Source organism: Pseudoalteromonas sp. T1lg76, assembly GCF_002964725.1.
In the GTDB taxonomy this organism is placed as follows: domain Bacteria; phylum Pseudomonadota; class Gammaproteobacteria; order Enterobacterales; family Alteromonadaceae; genus Pseudoalteromonas.
Genome location: NZ_PQCE01000033.1, coordinates 12,325 through 29,120 on the forward strand (window position 1 = coordinate 12,325; position 16,796 = coordinate 29,120).

12 protein-coding genes are annotated in these 16,796 nt (G+C 47.2%); 6 read left to right on the top strand and 6 right to left on the bottom strand.

The window, feature by feature from the left end:
* Positions 1 to 900, bottom strand: coding sequence for a glycine--tRNA ligase subunit alpha (gene glyQ / locus C2M35_RS12065; RefSeq protein WP_105188756.1), 900 nt, complete (start codon positions 898 to 900; stop codon positions 1 to 3).
* Positions 901 to 1,186: 286 nt separating this feature from the next.
* Between glyQ and C2M35_RS12070 the strand changes: the two genes are divergently transcribed.
* The gene (locus C2M35_RS12070; protein ID WP_105201197.1) at positions 1,187 to 2,332 is read left to right on the top strand and encodes a S8 family serine peptidase; all 1,146 of its coding nucleotides are present in this window, start codon (positions 1,187 to 1,189) and stop codon (positions 2,330 to 2,332) included.
* A 76-nt stretch (positions 2,333 to 2,408) separates the two neighbouring features.
* On the opposite strand, the gene gyrB is transcribed toward C2M35_RS12070, so the two are convergent.
* The 4 genes from gyrB to dnaA are packed head-to-tail and all read right to left on the bottom strand — an operon-like array spanning position 2,409 to position 8,389.
* Positions 2,409 to 4,832, bottom strand: a complete 2,424-nt coding sequence (gene gyrB / locus C2M35_RS12075; protein ID WP_105201196.1) for a DNA topoisomerase (ATP-hydrolyzing) subunit B — start codon at positions 4,830 to 4,832, stop codon at positions 2,409 to 2,411.
* An 11-nt stretch (positions 4,833 to 4,843) separates the two neighbouring features.
* A complete protein-coding gene (recF, locus tag C2M35_RS12080; RefSeq protein ID WP_105265461.1) occupies positions 4,844 to 5,935 on the bottom strand; it encodes a DNA replication/repair protein RecF in 1,092 nt (363 codons plus the stop codon).
* Between the two features lie 5 nt (positions 5,936 to 5,940).
* Positions 5,941 to 7,044: a DNA polymerase III subunit beta gene (dnaN, locus tag C2M35_RS12085; RefSeq protein WP_105258303.1), complete on the bottom strand. Its 1,104-nt coding sequence runs from the start codon at positions 7,042 to 7,044 to the stop codon at positions 5,941 to 5,943.
* A gap of 10 nt (positions 7,045 to 7,054) precedes the next feature.
* Positions 7,055 to 8,389 (bottom strand): chromosomal replication initiator protein DnaA, encoded by a 1,335-nt coding sequence (dnaA, locus tag C2M35_RS12090; RefSeq protein WP_442792513.1) that lies wholly within the window; start codon positions 8,387 to 8,389, stop codon positions 7,055 to 7,057.
* 661 nt (positions 8,390 to 9,050) lie between these two features.
* Between dnaA and rpmH the strand changes: the two genes are divergently transcribed.
* The 5 genes from rpmH (at position 9,051) to mnmE (ending at position 13,106) form a co-directional block, all read left to right on the top strand.
* Positions 9,051 to 9,185, top strand: a complete 135-nt coding sequence (gene rpmH / locus C2M35_RS12095; RefSeq protein WP_008488847.1) for a 50S ribosomal protein L34 — start codon at positions 9,051 to 9,053, stop codon at positions 9,183 to 9,185.
* Between the two features lie 6 nt (positions 9,186 to 9,191).
* Complete coding sequence (gene rnpA, locus C2M35_RS12100) at positions 9,192 to 9,617, top strand: ribonuclease P protein component (RefSeq protein ID WP_105201192.1); 426 nt, start codon at positions 9,192 to 9,194, stop codon at positions 9,615 to 9,617.
* A gap of 89 nt (positions 9,618 to 9,706) precedes the next feature.
* Positions 9,707 to 9,958, top strand: a complete 252-nt coding sequence (yidD, locus tag C2M35_RS12105; protein ID WP_105201191.1) for a membrane protein insertion efficiency factor YidD — start codon at positions 9,707 to 9,709, stop codon at positions 9,956 to 9,958.
* A 27-nt stretch (positions 9,959 to 9,985) separates the two neighbouring features.
* The gene (gene yidC / locus C2M35_RS12110) at positions 9,986 to 11,614 is read left to right on the top strand and encodes a membrane protein insertase YidC (RefSeq protein WP_105201190.1); all 1,629 of its coding nucleotides are present in this window, start codon (positions 9,986 to 9,988) and stop codon (positions 11,612 to 11,614) included.
* A 127-nt stretch (positions 11,615 to 11,741) separates the two neighbouring features.
* Positions 11,742 to 13,106 (top strand): tRNA uridine-5-carboxymethylaminomethyl(34) synthesis GTPase MnmE, encoded by a 1,365-nt coding sequence (mnmE, locus tag C2M35_RS12115; RefSeq protein WP_105201189.1) that lies wholly within the window; start codon positions 11,742 to 11,744, stop codon positions 13,104 to 13,106.
* Between the two features lie 33 nt (positions 13,107 to 13,139).
* Here the strand turns inward: mnmE and C2M35_RS12120 are convergent, their stop codons facing one another.
* Positions 13,140 to 16,301, bottom strand: coding sequence for a PKD domain-containing protein (locus tag C2M35_RS12120; RefSeq protein WP_158677977.1), 3,162 nt, complete (start codon positions 16,299 to 16,301; stop codon positions 13,140 to 13,142).
* Between the last annotated feature and the right edge of the window lie 495 nt (positions 16,302 to 16,796).

Here is a 16,796-nt window from a genome sequence, read left to right on the forward strand (position 1 = left end):
TTAATCCTTACACAGCGGGAAACCAAGCGCTTCACGCGCCGCGTAGTAACTTTCAGCACAGGCTTTAGACAGGGCGCGCACACGCAGGATGTAACGCTGACGCTCTGTTACAGAAATAGCGTGGCGAGCATCAAGCAGGTTAAAGGCATGCGACGCCTTCATTACTTGCTCGTAAGCCGGTAGCGGTAAATTCGCTTCAATCAGCTTTTGGCTTTCTTTTTCACACTGATCGAATTGCTTAAACAAAGCATCAACGTCGGCGTACTCAAAGTTGTATTTTGATTGCTCAACTTCGTTTTGGTGGAATACGTCGCCGTAAGTAACCTTACCCATAGGGCCATCTGTCCAAACCAGGTCATAGATGCTGTCCACGCCTTGGATATACATGGCCAAACGCTCAAGACCATAAGTGATCTCACCGGTAACCGGCGCACACTCAAGGCCGCCCACCTGCTGGAAGTAAGTGAACTGGGTCACTTCCATGCCATTTAGCCACACTTCCCAACCAAGACCCCAGGCACCCAGAGTCGGTGATTCCCAGTTGTCTTCCACAAAGCGAACTTCGTGTTTCAATGTATCTATGCCCATAGCCGCAAGCGAGCCAAGGTAAAGCTCCTGAATATTATCGGGAGAAGGCTTTAACACCACCTGGAATTGATAGTAGTGCTGCAAACGGTTGGGGTTTTCACCGTAGCGGCCATCGGTAGGACGACGACATGGCTGTACGTAAGCACTCGACATCGGCTCTGGGCCAACGGCCTTTAAAAACGTAAGCGGGTGAAAGGTGCCCGCGCCCACTTCAAGATCGAGAGGCTGAGCAATAACACAGCCTTGCTGTGCCCAATAATCCTGAAGCGCTAGGATCAGGCCCTGAAAAGTTTGTAAGTCGTATTTTTGCATAATGACGTTAAATTCTGCTGCTTAGAGTGCGGTTTTATTGCTCACAGTATACCCCTTGCACCGCCTTGTTTTAAGCAGTTTCTGCTTTTTGCCCTGTGCACGATAACGATCAACTCCCTGAATTTACTTTTTTTAGTATTCCAGATTCACGCATTTTCTATTCATTATCTACGACTCTTTTCGTATTTCTATTTGAAACAGTTGATTTTTTTGCAATTTGGCCTAGATTGTAAACCCAGTGTTAACTAACACTATCTCAATAATAACGATTATAAAGGTTAAACTAATGAACAAAACTCTCATCGCAACAGCTGTATTAGCTGCATCAACAGGCTTCGCCTATGCCCAGCCGGCTCCCGATCACGCAGGTATGGCTGCCGAACTTGAAATTGCAAATACCTGTATTGTTCGCTTCAACGACAGCGTTTCTAAATTCGATGTCGAAGGTAAAGCCCGCGGCATGTTAATGAAATCTCAGTCTCAGGCTAAGCACATTTATAGCAATGCCATTAAAGGTATGGCTATAAACATGAGCTGTGATAAAGCGAAAAGCGTGTTTGCGGACGAAGCTGACATCATGCGCTTTACTCCTGACGGTATCGCCCATGCTTCTCCATCTATTGATCAAGGCAAGCCTGGTGGCGGCGGCGGCAGCCAAGGTCAACAAACACCTTGGAGTGTCACCCGTGTAGGTGGTCCGGTAGACGGCTCGGGCTATACGGCTTGGGTTATTGATACTGGTATCGATCTAGACCACGGCGACTTAAACGTTGATGCTAGCCGCGGTTTTAGCGCCTTCACCAGCGGCCGTAATGCCGGGATGGATGATGGCAATGGCCATGGTACCCATGTTGCCGGTACTATCGCAGCCCTAAATAACCAACAGGATGTTGTTGGCGTTGCAGCCGGTGCAACCGTGATTCCGGTAAAAGTATTGGACTCTCGCGGCTCTGGTAGCTGGTCTGGCGTATTGGCCGGTGTAGATCACGTAGCAGCGAATGCGTCTGCAGGTGACTGTGCGAATATGAGTTTGGGCGGTGGCTTTAACCCTGACCTGAACGATGCCGTTGAGAATGCAGCCCAGCAATCGGGTGCATTCTTCGTGGTTGCCGCAGGTAACGAAAGTCAGCATGCAGGTAATGTGTCTCCTGCCAGCGCCTCACACCCTCGCGTGTTTACCATCTCTGCGACAGACAGCAACGATAACTTCGCCAGCTTCAGCAACTATGGTAACCCACCGGTAGACTATGCAGCGCCTGGCGTAAGCATTCTATCTACTCGTTCTGGTGGTGGTACAACAACCATGTCAGGTACCTCTATGGCATCTCCTGCTGCCTGTGCTGTGATCATGATGCGCAATGGTAACCCGGGTACAGATGGCCAGGCCATCAACGACCCTGACGGCAATGCGGATTCTATCCTGCATCTTTAAACCTATTGTGAACTAAGTAAAAAGCCCCCGCTAATGCGAGGGCTTTTTTATGCTTGGTGATTTATATCAACCTGGACTACACGTCCAGGTTAACTACACGTAGTGCATTTTGCTCGATAAACTCACGACGCGGCTCAACCTGATCCCCCATAAGGGTGGCAAATAGTTGGTCAGCGGCGATAGCATCTTCAATGGTAACGCGTAGCATACGACGTGCTGCAGGGTCCATGGTAGTTTCCCACAGCTGGTCCGGGTTCATCTCACCCAATCCTTTATAACGCTGTGTATACAAGCCCTTCTTAGAGTCGCTGATCAGCCATTCTAGTGCCTCAACAAAACTGTCGACCGGCTGAGTTTTCTCACCACGTTGTACGTAAGCACCGGCACCTATAAGGTTACCCACCTTCTCGCCAGTTACACAGATACGCTGATAGTCTTTTGAAGTCAGGAAATCATGATTAAGCACATACTGCTTATCAACACCGTGCTGACGAATATTCACCATAGGGTAATGCAGCTTACGCTCCTCATCGAAATGAGTATGAGCACTGTAGATAGCCGCGTCTTCGTCACGGACGATCAAGTCTTCAACTAATGCCTCAGTCCACTGCTGCACCTTGGCTTCTTCGCCTAAGTCATCTTCGCCGATACAGTCGCGATAGATAAGGCTGTGCATCATGGCTGATGGGTATTTGCGAGCTAAACGCTCAATTACCTTTTCCGTCGCTTGGTAATCACGCACCAGATTTTCCAGTGCATTACCTTCGATAACCGACGCACCTTCGCTGCTGTATAAGGCAGAGCCATTTAGCGCCAGCGAGGTTAGGTATTCAACTAAAGCGTTATCGTCTTTGATATAACGCTCTTGTTTGCCTTTCTTTATCTTGTACAGCGGCGGCTGAGCGATATAAACATAGCCACGCTCGATGATTTCCGGCATTTGACGGTAGAAGAAGGTCAATAGCAAGGTACGAATATGCGAGCCATCGACGTCGGCATCGGTCATGATAATGATGCGATGATAACGAAGCTTCTCAGGGTCATACTCATCACGACCGATACCACAGCCCAGGGCGGTGATCAGGGTCGCTACTTCTTGCGAAGATAACATCTTATCGAAACGCGCTTTTTCTACGTTAAGAATTTTACCTTTAAGCGGCAGGATGGCCTGATTCTTACGGTTACGGCCCTGCTTGGCAGAACCACCCGCAGAGTCACCCTCCACTATATATAGTTCAGATTCTGCCGGGTCTTTTTCCTGACAGTCTGCCAGCTTACCTGGTAAGCCAGCCAGGTCCATGGCGCCTTTACGACGGGTCATTTCACGAGCTTTACGCGCAGCTTCACGGGCACGGGCAGCATCGATAATCTTGCCAACAACTGTTTTAGCATCAACAGGATTCTCTAGTAAGAATTCACTGAGCTTTTCACCCATGGCTTGTTCAACGGCGGCTTTTACTTCACTCGATACCAGCTTGTCTTTAGTTTGCGATGAGAACTTAGGATCAGGAACCTTAACGCTAACAACCGCGGTCAAACCTTCACGGGCATCATCACCAGTCGCATTACTGGTGGTTTTGGCTTTCTTATTAAAGCCTTCTTTTTCCATATAGGTGTTAAGTGTACGCGTCAGTGCAGCACGGAAACCTGCTAAGTGAGTACCACCGTCACGCTGTGGAATATTATTGGTAAAACAGAAAATGTTTTCCTGGAAGCCATCGTTCCACTGCATAGATACTTCAACGCTGATACCGTCTTCACGCTCATGGGTGAAGTGGAATACGTTTTGATGTACAGGTGTTTTCTTACGGTTTAGGTAAGCAACAAAGGCCTCGATACCACCTTCATATTTAAAGTGGTCGCGTTTATCTTCTTCACGCTCGTCGCACAAAATAATCGACACGCCCGAGTTCAGGAAAGACAGCTCGCGTAAACGCTTGGCCAGAATGTCATAGTGGAAGTTGGTATCACTAAAGGTTTGCGCACTCGGCCAGAAACGAATTTCCGTACCCGTTGAGTCCGACTCACCAATAACACCTAACGGTGCATCAGGCTCGCCCATAGAGTAAGTCTGTTTATGCAATTTGCCATCACGACGAATTTCCAGTGCCAGCTTTTCAGATAGTGCGTTTACAACCGAAACACCTACACCATGCAGACCACCGGATACTTTATATGAGTTGTCGTCGAACTTACCACCGGCGTGAAGCACGGTCATAATAACTTCTGCGGCCGACACCCCTTCTTCCGGGTGCAGCTCGGTTGGAATACCACGGCCGTTATCGCGTACCGACACGGAACCATCGGTGTGAATTGTTACGTAAATATCGTCACAATATCCCGCCAACGCCTCATCGATCGAGTTGTCGACTACCTCGAATACCATATGGTGTAAACCGGTGCCATCATCGGTATCACCAATGTACATTCCTGGTCGTTTCCGTACGGCGTCTAGTCCTTTAAGTACTTTAATACTTGATGAATCGTAATTTTCAGACATGGTGTTTCCATTTATCTTGTTATTAGTTCGCCATGTTTCACGTGGAACAAAGCTTGTGGCCTTGCTAACGCCTCTAACACGGCGGAGACACTTTGGGATTCAATCGTTGTTATAAATATCTGTGCATCACAGCGTGAAAGCAGTTGCCCTACCTTCATCTTGGTATCTTCGCTTAATTCCGAGGGTAAATCGTCAATAAGCAGAATCGATTGTTTTCCGGTCTCTTTTTCTATTAAGCTATTTTGCGCTACTTTGAGCGCATATAAAAGCAATTTTAACTGCCCTCGCGAGAAGGCTGTTTCTACCGGGCCGAGCGATGTTTTTATCGTTAGATCGGCCTTATGTGGCCCTTTGCTGGTATAGCCACGCATCAGGTCACCATCCCTATTCTGCGCCAATACATCGGCAAGGGACTCAGTGCGTTTCCAACCCCAATTGAAGTCAATTTCAAGGTCGTTTAGCAATTCTAATTCTGTACACAGTCTATCAAAAAAAAGCGCCTTAAACCTCTCTATATACATCTCTCTTAACTGAGTAATTTTCTCGGCTAAGCGCACGAATTCCTTGTCCCAAACGGGCAGCATGGTGCGTAGTTCGGGGGGCTTGTTTTTTAACAGGGCATTACGTTGTTTCAGTACCTTATTGAAGTTTTGCCAGTAAACAAAAAACTCTTGTTCCACGTGGAACACACCTAAATCAATAAAGGCACGTCGCTCTTTGGGGCCGCCAAAAAAGAAGGAGTAGCTTTCTGGGGTAATAACCTGAACCGGCAAAACCTGCGCAAGATCAGAAATTCGACGACTCGCCTTCCCTTGAATTTTTATCTGGGTTACCCCCTGAACATCTTTTTGTATGCCAAGAGGAATGGTCAGATTGTTGCTCCGCTTTTTGGCGTGCAAGGTAAAACGCGATTGGCCATCACGGATCAGGGTGCGGTGCTTATTGGTACGGAAAGAACGTCCGTGAGAAAGAAAATAAATGGCTTCTAAAAAGCTGGTCTTGCCGCTGCCATTTTCACCATAGATGATATTGATAGCTTCAGGAGCTAGGGTAGCAGCCTCAATATTACGGAAATTATTGAGGCTAATAGACGTCAGGCTCATGGCCGTTACAAGCGCATCGGCATAACGACATACAGAGCTTCGCCATCTCCCGCCGCTTCCATCAGGGCACTGCTGTTTGAATCGGCAAGGGTGATAGAAACGTCTTCGGTTTTGATGGTGTTAAGCACATCAAGAAGGTAAGAAACGTTAAAACCAATCTCTAAATCCTCCCCTTGATACATAACTTCAATCACCTCTTCCGCCTGTTCTTGCTCTGGGTTATTGGCGCTGACTTTGAGCATGCCCGAGCTTAAATTAAGGCGCACACCGCGGAACTTCTCATTCGATAAAATAGACACGCGATGCAAAGCATTACGCAGCCATTCGCGGTTAGCGATAATAATTTTATCACCACCACGAGGCAAAACACGGCGATAGTCAGGGAAACGGCCATCAACCAATTTACTGGTAAAGGTAAATTCTGCGTCAGTAATGCGGATATGGTTGGCACCGAACTGAATGGTTACAGGCTGGTCGTCCGCCGGCATCAGGCGCATAATTTCCTGCACCCCTTTGCGTGGCACAATTAACTGGCGCTGGCTGTTTAACGACTGAGGTAATTTCTTTTGCGCTATGGCCAAACGGTGACCATCTGTAGCCACGGTTTTAATTTCGTCATTTTCAACTTCAAACGACATGCCGTTAAGGTAATAACGCACGTCCTGATTAGCCATTGAAAAATGCGTGCTTTCCAATAACTTACGCAGTTCTAGTCGACTTAATTGAAATTCAACTTCGCCATCCCACTGCTCCAGATTCGGAAAGTCTTCTGCTGCTAAAGACAACAAGGAGAAGCGGCTTTGTCCGGATGTCAGTACCACCTGATGCTCCTGAGAGGTCAAGGTGATATCGCTGCCATCGGGCAGGCTCTTACAAATATCTAAAAGCTTTTTCGCCGGCAAGGTGATCTTGGTATCGGCACAAGGTTGCTCTAAGGCTACCGAGGCGACGAGCTCTATTTCCAGATCGGTTCCCGTCATAGACAGCTGACCATCGCGCACCTCAAGTAATACATTGGAGAGCACGGGCAAGGTGTGCTTACGCTCGATGGCACCTGATACCTGCATTAAAGGCTTTAAAAACTGATCTCTAGCGATAGTAATTTGCATAAGGGTAACCTTAAGATGACAAAGTTCTTATTAGATTTTGATAGTCTTCTTTCACTTCATGGCTTTCGTCACGAAGCGCTTTTACCTTACGGCAGGCGTGCAATACCGTGGTATGGTCACGACCGCCAAAAGCATCGCCGATTTCCGGCAAGCTATGGTTTGTTAATTCTTTTGATAGCGCCATGGCCACCTGGCGTGGACGCGCAACCGAGCGACTACGGCGCTTGGACAATAAATCAGAAACGCGAATGCGGTAATACTCCGCCACAGTGCGTTGAATATTATCTATGGTCACCAGCTTATCTTGCAGTGCCAATAAATCGCGCAGCGCTTCTTTTACAAAGTCGATGGAAATAGGTCGACCGGTAAAGTTAGCATTGGCAATCACTCGGTTTAATGCCCCTTCAAGTTCACGCACATTGGAGCGCAATTTCTTGGCAATAAAGAAAGCCACTTCGTGAGGTAAGTTAATCTTACTCTGCTGCGCCTTCTTCATCAAAATGGCTACTCGGGTTTCAAGCTCCGGTGGCTCGATGGCAATGGTTAAGCCCCAACCGAAGCGCGACTTAAGCCTGTCCTCTACCCCTTCTATTTCTTTGGGGTAACGGTCTGAGGTTAAAATAATCTGTTGGTTGCCCTCAAGCAGCGCATTAAAGGTATGGAAGAACTCTTCTTGAGAGCGCTCTTTATTGGCAAAGAATTGAATATCATCGATCAACAAGGCATCGACACTGCGATAATAGCGTTTAAATTCCTCTATCGCATTGTTTTGTAAGGCTTTTACCATATCTTGAACAAAGCGTTCGGAATGCATATAAACAATTTTGGCATTCTCTTTTTTCGCTAAAATGCCATTGCCCACCGCATGTAACAGGTGCGTTTTACCTAAACCGGTGCCACCGTATATAAATACAGGGTTAAATGCTGAGCCAGGATTATCGGCCACTTGCGTTGCCGCAGCCTTAGCCAACTGGTTTGACTTACCTTCAACAAAGTTATCAAAGGTATAGTTTTCTTTAATATTCGATTTGTACTGAGACTTAGGCGCTGGCTCAACAGCCGCTGGTTGGCTAGGCTGTCTGGCCTTATTTACCTTGGCACTGTCACTGTTGCCATTAACACCCTGATTAGGTGTTTGTGCCGTGGTATTTACAGCGGTATTAAGCATGGGCTTGCTGCCCACGTCAAAACGTAATTCTGGCGCTTCATCGCCACAAATTTCAACTAACAGCTCATTTATGCGATTTAGGTATTTTTCTCTTACCCAATCAAGCACAAAGCGATTTGGCGCATAAATAGTCAGAGTATCATCTGTACTTTCTGCCTGCAGCGGTCTTACCCACATACTAAATTGCTGTGATGGCAATTCATCTTGCAACACATATAAACAACTTTGCCAAACAGACAGATACACAGTTCACTCCCGAAATAGAATAGAGGTTTCGATACTCGTTCATCACGAGTTTAGCGCTTATTATTCTTCCCTGAATCACGACTTTTTTGTGCCCGGGTCGCACATTATGACGCCTATTTATCCACAACTTCAATATTGATTTTTACTGAAAATGTGCTTCAGCAAAAAACATAGTGCAACACTATGTTTTTAATGAATATTTATTTTAAAAAAAGAATTTAATTTAACGCTTTACAAAACTTTGATCTTGATCAACTGGGATGATCAAACAGGGTTATTCAGGGGATTTATGCACTTTTTAAACAGAGCCTGTGGAAAACTTTCATTTTTTAATGATCCTATGCGGATCGCTTGTACGATCCCCAGCTATAACTGCTTATATATAGGCTCTTCGTTGTACGATTATCGTTGACTTTAGCATCAAGCCTCTATAAAATCTCGCGCTCGCTAAGGCACCACGGAATGTCCGTTGGAAACAGTCGGTGAACATCACCGAATGAGAAAAACTTGGCATCGAAGTTGTGTTAGCGTCTGAGTGAGGATCGCGACCCACACAGAGAATTTAAACCTTAACCGATCGGATGGAATTGTTATGAAAAGAACTTTTCAACCTAGCGTATTAAAGCGTAAGCGTACTCACGGTTTCCGTGCTCGTATGGCTACTGCTAACGGCCGTAAAGTACTAGCACGTCGTCGTGCTAAAGGCCGTAAAGTTCTTTCTGCTTAATATTTAGTGGAAGACTTTCGCTTTGGCAGGGAGTTACGTCTGTTAACTCCCTCGCATTACTCCCGCATTTTTAATGAGCCAGCTCGGGCTGCTACTTCTCTCTTTACCTTATTAGCTAAACCAAACTCTTTGGACCATGCACGTCTAGGATTAACCGTAGCTAAAAAAAATGTAAAACAAGCCAATCAGCGTAACCGAATCAAGCGTATCGCTCGCGAAAGTTTTCGTTTGCATCAGCACAAGTTGGATAACATTGATATCGTGCTTATGGTTAAGCGTGGCATTGATGAGCTATCAAACGAAGAAATACGCAAAGATCTCGATAAACTCTGGCGCAAAATCAATGAACGCTGCAAGCCCGGATACAAGCCACCACCACGCAGACCTCATAAAAAGCATCACAATACCAAGCAAAAGCGCGGCCAATCATAGAATTTACCGACTTTTTCAGGTATCTTTAGCTCACCTTTTAATCGACTAACTGAGTATTCGCTTTACCTTACTCAGTGCTGCGGGCCTTTATGTTAGCTTTTATATTAGCAATACCTAAAAATACCCTCATTACTGTAATTAAGGTCTATCAAAAGTGGATCAGCCCAATGCTTGGGCCGAACTGTCGCTTTAATCCCAGCTGTTCTTCATACGCCTTGCAGGCAATAAAACTGCATGGCGCGATAAAAGGCAGTTGGTTGGCAGTAAAACGAATAGTAAAATGCCATCCTTTACACGCCGGAGGGGATGATCCCGTTCCTGGCAAACGTAACCACCATTAATCTTAACAACGAGAAATAAGAGCTGTTATGGAATCGCAACGCACGTTTTTATTTATCGGCCTGTTGTTGGTGTCATTTTTATTATTCCAAGAATGGAATAGTGATTATAACCAACCGGCCAACAATCCAAGTGCTCAAACCCAAAGCAATGCCCAAACCAACGCCGGGCAAAGTGACGTTCCCAACTCGGATATTGCCGAGCCGCTAGTCTCAACATCGGCAAGCCAACAAGTTATTACCGTAACCACAGATGTGTTTGCGGTGAAAATTGACACCCTTGGCGGCGACATCATCGAAGCCAAACTGCTTCAGCATGCGGAAACTCATGGCAGCGACGAACCTTACCTGTTGTTAGGCCAGTTTGAAGGCAATGAATATTTTGCCCAAAGCGGTTTAATTGGCTTAAATGGTCCCGACGCTCGCAAAGAAGGTCGCCCGGTTTATCAAAGCGCACAACAAAGCTATACCCTTGAAGGCGATACCCTAGCGGTACCCCTTACCTTTGTTGATGCCCAGGGCGTAAGCTACACCAAGACCTACACCTTCCATAAAAACCGTTACGACGTAACCTTGGATTATGACATCCAAAACAACACGGCGAACGCGGTTCAGGTACAGCTTTACACTCAGGTTAAGCGTACCGTCCAGGACAAGGGCAGCTTGATTGATCAAAGCTACCTAGGTGGTGCTTACGGTACCGACGAAGTTAACTACGAAAAGTACTCGTTCGACGATATTCAAGACAAAGAATTGAAAGAGTCGACTCAGGGTGGTTACGTGGCCTTCCTACAGCACTATTTCGTAAGTGCCTGGGTACCAGCTCAAGATCAAACGAACACAGTATATATGCGCCTGCCGACTGCCAAGGTAGCGCAAATTGGTATTAAATCTGAGCCAGTGAATATTGCTCCGGCCAGCTCTGCTACTTTCGCATCTACCTATTATATGGGCCCGAAAGATACGGATGCTTTGGAAGCACTGCACTCGAACTTGGATTTGGCCGTGGACTATGGTTGGTTATGGTTTATCTCACAACCACTGTTATCACTGCTGAAGTTTTTATACAGCTTCCTAGGCAACTGGGGTCTGGCTATTATTGCTATCACAGTGCTGATGAAAACCGCACTGTATCCGCTAACTAAAGCACAATACACTTCTATGGCGAAGATGCGTGCCCTGCAACCTAAGATGCAGGCACTAAAAGAGCGCTATGGTGATGACCGTCAGAAATTCGGTCAGGCCATGATGGAAATGTACCGCAAGGAAAAAGTAAACCCTATGGGTGGCTGTTTCCCGCTGTTGCTACAAATGCCTATCTTCCTGGCCTTATTCTACGTATTCCTGGAATCACCTGAGCTACGTCATGCTGAATTTGGCCTGTGGTTAACAGACTTATCGTCGAAAGACCCCTTCTACGTACTACCGGTACTATTCGGTGCCAGTATGTTCCTGATGCAAAAGCTACAGCCGATGACGGTTACAGATCCTATGCAGCAGAAGATGATGACCTGGATGCCGGTATTCTTCTCGGTATTCTTCCTTTGGTTCCCATCGGGTCTGGTACTTTACTGGTTGGTTTCAAACCTTATCTCTATCGCCCAGATGCTGATCATCTACCGCGGTATGGAGAAAAAGGGCTTGAAGGTGCGAGGCTAGATTAAGCCTTAACCAAGATTAGAAAAGCGGCTTATGGCCGCTTTTTTATTGCCTGAATCTCAGCTTCTTCTTGTTTACTGCCACATTAGGTTACAATACACACATTGCCGCTTTATCGAGTTATTCTATGTATTCTCAAGACACTATCGTTGCCCAAGCCACGGCCCCCGGACGCGGTGGCGTGGGTATTATTCGCATCTCAGGTGCCCTAGCAAAGGACGTTGCCAAGCAGATCATCGGCCACTGCCCCAAGACCCGTTACGCCGAATATGTACCCTTTCACGACCTGAATAAGCAACAGCTGGATCAGGGTATCGCCCTATTCTTTCAAGGCCCTAATTCCTTTACCGGCGAAGATGTACTTGAGCTACAAGGCCATGGCGGCCCTATTATTCTCGATATGCTGCTGCGCGAAATCGCCGACATCGACGGTGTGCGTCTGGCCAAACCGGGGGAATTCTCCGAGCGTGCATTTTTAAACGATAAGCTTGATTTAACCCAGGCAGAAGCCATTGCCGATTTAATCAATGCTACCTCGGAGCAAGCGGCAAAAAGCGCCCTGCACTCGCTACAAGGTGAATTCTCCAATCACATCACTCAGCTGGTGGAACAGGTTATTCACCTGCGCATGTATGTTGAAGCGGCCATAGACTTTCCCGATGAAGAAATTGATTTCCTCAGCGACGGCAAGGTTGCCGGCGATCTGCAGCAAATACTGGATCAGGTCGAGCAGGTGCGGGCCCAGGCCAAACAAGGCAGCATTATCCGCGATGGTATGCGGGTAGTCATTGCCGGCCGTCCTAACGCCGGTAAATCCAGCCTGCTCAACGCCCTGGCCGGCCGTGAAGCCGCCATAGTTACCGATATCGCCGGTACCACCCGAGACGTGCTTAAAGAACACATTCATATCGATGGTATGCCCCTGCATATAATCGATACCGCCGGACTGAGGGAAAGCCCTGATAAAGTGGAACAGATCGGAATAGAGCGCGCCTGGGAAGAAATAAACCAGGCCGATCGCGTACTCTTTATGGTTGACGCCCAGGACACCCAAGCCAATACGCCAGAGCAAATCTGGCCAGAGTTTGTTGCCAAGCTTCCGGAAAATATGGGCATTACCGTGATCCGTAATAAGGTTGATTTAAGCGGTGAGGAGCTGGGATTTGACGACAGCCATAGCCATCCGGTATTGAGGATCAGCGCCAAAGAAGGCCTGGGGATTGACCTAGTACGCGAGCACCTAAAAGCCTGTGTCGGCTTTGAAGGCACGCAAGAAGGCAGCTTTATGGCCCGCCGTCGCCATTTAGATGCCTTAGAACGTGCTTTAAGTCATCTGCAAACTGGCCAGGAGCAGCTTGAAGCCCATATAGCCGGCGAAATTCTTGCCGAAGAACTGCGCTTAGCGCAGCAGTATCTTAATGAGATCACCGGTGAATTCACCTCAGATGATCTGCTCGGCAAGATCTTCAGCTCATTCTGTATCGGTAAGTAAAAAAATGGGCCTAACTGTTAGGCCCATATTCCGTTAATTATTTAATGGCGGCATACCCACTTTCAAATAGCCATCACTGCCTAACGTCCCTAGCAATGTACCATCGGGTGGAATTGTATCTATATTACAACCATCGCCATAACACGCTAAATAACAGGTTAAATCTCTGGAGGCACCTGGATTAAAATTGCGACACAAGGGGTTATCTATATTGCCACTGGCAATGGACAGATTGAACACAGTGCGGGCATCGGCACACCAGCGGTACTCCTCTACCAAATCATCTTGTTGCTTTATTAAATTCAACGCATATGGCTGATGGACTGGACATTTAGTCGTCATCCCAAGCACTAAGTCGAGATCGGTACAAGGTTCCTTATTATCAAGATGGCCACATACCAAGGCCTCTGTTGCAGACCTCAAGGCATCAGATAAAACAACCCTTGTAACGCTGGTGGCTTCACTCACTTGAAGATTGGCATCGGTCACGGTTAATGACACTTCTAACTGATAACTTGCTGCTTCATCACGACGAAGGCCGAGGTTATCTATTGATACTGTGGGGTTTTTTCCGGTCGCGTTTGAGGCCCCCAAATTAAATGCAGGCTTACCCGGTATCGCCTGGACGTGTGGCTGTATTTGCCAGGCAAAGCTGTATGGTGCAGCCCCTCCCGTCACATCAGCTTGCAAGGTAAGCGATGTACCCAAGGCGATATTTACCGGTGAGGACATGGTGGCAACCAAAGGTTCTGGCGGTGGTGGCGCGCTCACCCTAACCTGCTGTGTGGTCTTCACAACATTACCGACCCTATCATAGCTGGCCAGCTCAAATAACAGTACCAGATCGGCATCACCCGGAAATAAAGTGGGGGCTACAAAGCGCCAATTACTAATTCGGTCAGCCTCTTGGTCACCGATTGGCGTTAAAGTCACCGATTGTGAACCGCCTATTTGAGTAATGGAATAACGATAATGCTCATGAGTTGGAAACTGTACGCCTCCGGTAGGCGTGGGTGAGCTTAAACTCACTTCCTGGCCGCTATCCACTGTTAGCGGCGCTAAGTCACCAATAACCAAAGAAGCGGCAACATCATTTACCTGTACCAGTACGTCTCTGTCTGTGGTCTGAACGCCATCACTTACTTGCACATTGAAGCGCAACAGCGTTGTTTGTTGTACCGCGGGAGCTGTCACCACTATTCTCGCCGTATCGGCTCCGCTAAAGCTCACATCGGGGCCATTCTCTTCTTTAAGATAAGACCACAGGTAGCGATAATTTTCGCGACCCTTACCGCCTTGGGCAACAACCCCTAATGCTTTTAAAGACCCTTCTTGCAAAATAACCCCGGCAGTTCCGGCAATGATAACAAGGGGATCATCTTGTTTTGGGGCCTCTTGTGGTGGCAGAACCTGAGGCGGGCTCTCAACAGGAGGATCAATTGCCTGCGGACGAATGATGAGTACCGGCAGGATATAACGCACGACTGCACCCTGCAGATCTTTGCCAGTTACCGATAACATAGCGTGTGCCGAATGTTGTTTAACTAAAGGCGCGGTTACCAGGATCTGGGTTCCCGTACCACTGCTGTCTGGCTGCTGAGCTATTTGCAATTTTGGACCCGCTATTTGCTCCACGGTCAAATCACTCAATAGCGAATTCAATACAGGTGCAGACTCACCCACCACCACAAGGCGGGGTTCAAGAGACGTGATCGGAGTGGGCGTCACTCCAGTTGCAACCTCAGGTGTTAACATTGCGTGCACGACCGCTTCGGCGGTCCGTTCAATTCCCTCTGCATCGGTAACTTTAGCTTCAAAAGTAAGTACCTGAGCCGTGTCTACAACAGGCAATTGCACTGTTAATACTTCTTGTGTACTGGCCTCCAAGTCTGCTGTTGGGCCGCTGATTTGCGACCATTGCCATTGGTAAGGAGGGCGACCGCCATTGGCTGTCATACTCAGTTCAACGCGAGTTCCTGCTGTCGCTGCGACGGCAGGAGATGCAAGTAAAATTAACGCTTGTGGCGGCACTTTGGGTGGTACCAAAATGGGGCTAGGCACAGGCTCTACCTGACGTGGATGCGGCACTTGCAATGGTTGTGCGATTAATAAAGGTTTCAGTAAAGGAGCAGCCATTGGCACAGGGGTTGGTACCAGAACCGGTGTCTGCGATGGTTCAAGGATCGGAGTTACTGTAGGAACGGCATATTGCACTTCAACCGCGGTTCTGGCACTAGCATTTCTGCCGGTAACGGGATCTGTAACTTTCACCTCAAAATGTAAAATTCCACCTTGAGGCATGGAAGGCGCGATAAAGTCTGGATTTGCCGTATCAGCCCCATTGAGGGTGACAATAGGTGAATCCGGTGCGATCTGGCGCCATTGGTAGTCTAAACCCGAATCACTGCCTCGCGCATGCAAAGTTACCTTATGGCCAGACTGGGTTAATCGCGATGATGAGCCCGTTTTTACACTCACGTTATTGGCGGGAACAACGGTGATAGCTACTTTTGACGGACGACCATTACCATTGTCATCCGATGCCCTCAACTCAAATGACAACAGGGTATTGGTCATAACATCGGGGGCAGTGAAACTCAGCTCAGAAGTGTCGGCACCTGCCAGGGTGACCTTTGGACCGCCCTCTTGTTTCCAATTCCAAGTCACGTTACCCGAAGCATTATAGGCAAAAGCATGTAATCTTGTGGTCAAACCGGAGATAACCTGGCGTCCATGATCACCAATATTAGTTGTCAGTTGAGGGACTTCCGGCGCACTCGCCTGCGCCGCGACCACTGAGGCTATAGTCGTTCCGCATATATTCGCATCACTCGCAGAGCAAGCCCGAAGGCGGTAAACATAGGCTTGAGGAGCGGTTTGCGGCGGCACATCAATATAGCCAAGTTCAGAGGTGATAATAATCGGCACACCACAATCTGTTGGTGTAGACTCGACCAGATCATCGGTGATGCCTTCGGGCACTTCACAGCGATGAAGTGTATAACTGCCGGCACCGGGCAGCGGTGGCCAGGTTAAATGAACCCCATCCAGAGATCCTTTGGATGCAGTCATAACAACCGGGGTAGAAAGCGCTTCAATATCAACTATTCGTTCATCTCTATTGTGCTTGTGGCAACCGAACAATAAAAATAAAACAAACAGACACATAAACCTTATACGTCCAGACAACAACATTTCTACTCCCTTTGAATATTTACACATCAGTTTCAGGTTATTAGCAAACTAATAATAATTGATCACAGAGCAAAAGTAAGACTATTTATACCGATTCAAGGCACGTATTTCTTATCACAAGCGTTCATCATTTAGGCTTTTTTTATGTCCAGAATAAAATAATGCTCGTTGATGGCGGGATCGGATCGTCAAACTGCTCATTTAAACCACCAAAAACGCAAAGATCGGGGTGGCCTATAGAAGTTTTAGATCTAAAAAATAAATATATAGATCTAAAATAAAGTATCTATTTGCACAAAACGATCATTATCCACAAGCAAATAATTCACACCCCTAAGAAATAAGCCAATAGCCCCATTTAACCCCTTTTTGATGACCGGGGACAGCTATTTAACCTAAGCTTATCGACTTTTTATCAACAGCTTAGATTTATGAAAAAACTATATTTTTCATGATGATAAAAACATGTTCCACATTATTTAATATTATTATTTA